This is a genomic window from Colwellia sp. F1, from assembly GCF_056238625.1.
In genome coordinates this window covers 1-2360 of the sequence record NZ_JBWDLI010000087.1, presented here as the reverse complement: position 1 = coordinate 2360, position 2360 = coordinate 1, and the positions used below count along the sequence as shown (strand labels likewise).

Below are 2360 nucleotides of genomic sequence, written 5' to 3'. Positions count from 1 at the left end.
AGGCTAAGCCTCCCCTTTTGTATGCATCGGTAAAAACTCTATAATTTCAGTTAATTACTCGCCTTTCAGCCAAGCAGCCACACGCACTACTTGGCGTAAGCTACTACCAAGGTATAGCGCTGGATCACAGGCATCACGCAGCGCTTCATAAGTGACATGAGCCATTCCTAGCAGCACACTGTCTATTTACAGTGCCCACGCGCTAACGGCGGAGCATACACATTCAGTAATGCGTCTGGGTAAATGCCTTTGCGCGCGACACCTTTGGCGGCATCATTGCCAGGATAAATACCGTCATTTACTTAAGGAGAAGGTATCTTTAAAGTCCTTGTACTGCTTTTTGCCTTCGTACGGCTTCGCGTATCGTTTAAACGCAGGATTTTATGACGGCGTTTAAAGCAGCCTGGTAACCCTCTGTCCCAAGCCCCGCAATGACCCCATCTGCCCGCTTCGAGACATAGGAGTGATGACGAAAGCTTTCGCGTTTATGAACGTTTGAGATATGCACCTCAATGACCTTACCTTCAAAGGCATTAAGCGCATCCAGGATAGCGACAGACGTATGGGTATAGGCTGCCGGGTTGATGATAATAGCCAGCGTGCCATCAAGACGCGCCGCATGGATGGCATCAATTAATTCGCCCTCGTGATTACTTTGAAAACAGCTTATATCCCAGCCCTGCTTCTCAGCAATTTCAGTCAAAGTGTTATTAACATCATCTAGCGTCTCATAGCCGTAAATGCCTGGTTGGCGAACGCCTAAAAGATTTAAATTAGGTCCGTGCAGGACCGTTACTTTTGGTTGTCCCACTGCTTATCTCCTTTCGTCGCATTACGTCATTGCCGGCAGTCGCTATGCCTTTAATAACGTGCCGTTGAGTGCTGAATCTGTCTTCATAATGTCTAAAAATCGCTCAATTAAGCGCTATTTGAACAACATACTATATTGGCTATGTGCTAGTAAGGTTATTTCAACGAGGGGGCACTGATGGAAGGAAAAGGCTAAAACCTGATGAGCGCGGCTTCGTAACAGCGAGCATCCGTTAAACCAGCCAAGCAAGCCGCCTGTAGCAAACACTTCAGCTAGACGGCTCATCATAAACAGCTGGATATAAATTTATACCAATCAGTCGTCCACCCAAAAGAGAGACGATAGCTGGTCTATTAGATCTGAAAACTATTCCTCACTTCATCTCAAAACCTTTATCAATAAGAAACTCTTGCATATGCGAACGTAGCTTTTGATTAAAAAGTGGGGCTAAACTCTGCGACCAGTCTGAAACTTTATTTCCTCCTTTGCGGGTCTGGTAATAGTGATGCATGGTGAGATTAAAAGCATTCACATGTTCTGAATCATCACTGTATCTGTTCTTTTTAACGATAGCTTCAACGGGTAACCGCGGCTTAATATCCGGATCTTGTGCAGGATAACCAATACACATACCAAAGACAGGGTATACATGGTGTGGCAAACTTAGTAGTTCGCTCACGGCTTGTGGATTATTGCGTATACCTCCTATGTAGCAAATTCCTAGCCCTTCAGACTCCGCCGCAATCGCGATGTTTTGTGCTACCAGTGAAGCGGCTACCGTAGCAACCAAAACCTGCTCGGTCATACCACTAACGACGTTTTCTCCTGTGCTTCTCGCCGCTTCAAGTGGACGCTTCATATCGGCACAAAAAACTAGGAAATCACTACTGCTCGCTACGTATTTTTGCCCACCTGTCAGCTCGACTAACTGGTCGCGTAAATGCTTATCGGTGACATGTATTATGCTATATGCCTGTATATGGCTGGAGGTTGCTGCTGCTTGCCCGGTACGAATCAGTTCTATCAATAACTCCGGCGGAATTTCTCGCTCTTCAAACTCTCTAATTGAGCGATGAGATTTCAATAGTTTAATCGTGTCGTTCATTATGCACGCCTATATAATAATGTTTAATTGGTGTTCAACATTACAGCCTACCCTAAAGCACTGGCAGAACCTCGCAAAGATCACCCACCAAACTGTAGTCGGCAACTTGGAAGCCTGGGTTACCCCAGTACACCGTCATTCTTCAGCTGCGATAACTGTTCTGGCGAAAGACCAAGGTACTCGGTGAGAACATCGTTAGTATCTTGCCCCAGCAGTGGTGCTGGCCTTCTGTACTCTACGGGCGTGTCGGAAAGATGAATTGGGCTACCCACCATCTTGAAGTCAGGATTCAGAGAATGGGGGATATTGACTAGCATGCCACGGGCATCCACCTGGGGCTCTGCTAGTGCGTCGGCAATATCGTTAATTAACCCGACCGGCACCCTGACGTTGCTGATTTTTTTTACCCACGCTTCCGCTGTATCGCGTTTAAAATGCTCTGAG

General features: G+C 46.5%; 3 protein-coding genes. All 3 read right to left on the bottom strand.

The features are described from left to right. Positions 1–367: 367 nt before the first annotated feature. Positions 368–811, bottom strand: coding sequence for a type II 3-dehydroquinate dehydratase (aroQ, locus tag AC0UA9_RS17530; protein WP_125752537.1), 444 nt, complete (start codon positions 809–811; stop codon positions 368–370). Between the two features lie 373 nt (positions 812–1184). Beyond that, the gene (gene nfsA / locus AC0UA9_RS17525) at positions 1185–1916 is read right to left on the bottom strand and encodes an oxygen-insensitive NADPH nitroreductase (protein WP_475662044.1); all 732 of its coding nucleotides are present in this window, start codon (positions 1914–1916) and stop codon (positions 1185–1187) included. Between the two features lie 119 nt (positions 1917–2035). After that, positions 2036–2360, bottom strand: a 325-nt coding sequence (locus AC0UA9_RS17520) for a CoA transferase (protein ID WP_475662040.1), incomplete at its 5' end; no start/stop codon positions are given.

What these genes read in the sequence shown, in the direction of transcription:
- nfsA (WP_475662044.1), bottom strand. Translation starts at nt 1,916, where the DNA reads ATGAACGACACGATTAAACTATTGAAATCTCATCGCTCAATTAGAGAG.